General features: G+C 42.8%; 2 protein-coding genes. Both read right to left on the bottom strand.

Going from position 1 to position 516, the window contains the following annotated elements; all coding sequences use genetic code 11:
* Positions 1-319: hypothetical protein (locus tag I6E11_RS15555; protein ID WP_235338819.1), on the bottom strand; the 319-nt coding region annotated here is incomplete at its 3' end.
* Positions 320-334: 15 nt separating this feature from the next.
* Complete coding sequence (locus I6E11_RS15550; protein ID WP_004326287.1) at positions 335-490, bottom strand: hypothetical protein; 156 nt, start codon at positions 488-490, stop codon at positions 335-337.
* Between the last annotated feature and the right edge of the window lie 26 nt (positions 491-516).

The raw sequence follows: 516 nt of genomic DNA, 5'->3' as shown, positions 1-516 counted from the left end.
TCGTGCAGGGCCTGATTCTTGTGGAACTGAAACCTTTGGAATGTCTGTTTGTATGGTATCTCCATGTCTCAAGCAGATAATCCTTGGTTCCCTTGATACTTCCGTGTACCATACATCCTTTTTCATCATACAGGTAGCAGGTGTTAAGTAGAACCGGTATGCCGTCATGCACCTTGTACATGTGCAGCTCAATATCATTCTTTATGGCGGCAGACTTTTCCTTTTCCACTTTTCTGTGTATGGCTTTTCTGACCTCGCCGATATGAGGAGAGGTATAGCCGATTATTTCCGAATGGAATGCAAACTGATATTTTTCCATAACACTTTATCCGTATTAAAATTCTGATATAAGTTCATCTTCATATACCTCCAGTTCAAGACCGCTCTCGACAATCCTGACCAGCCAGCGGCATTCCAGTCTTTCCATCAGTTCGACGGCACGGTATCCCTTATAGGGACGTCTCAGAAATACAATGTCTCCGGTTTTCATATTTGTTCCTCCTTTTTATTGTGCGT

Source organism: Bacteroides caecigallinarum (assembly GCF_021531075.1).
GTDB classification, from domain to species: Bacteria; Bacteroidota; Bacteroidia; order Bacteroidales; family Bacteroidaceae; genus Phocaeicola; species Phocaeicola caecigallinarum_B.
Note: the sequence above shows the minus strand (reverse complement) of the source record. Positions and strands in the feature narration are given on the sequence as shown.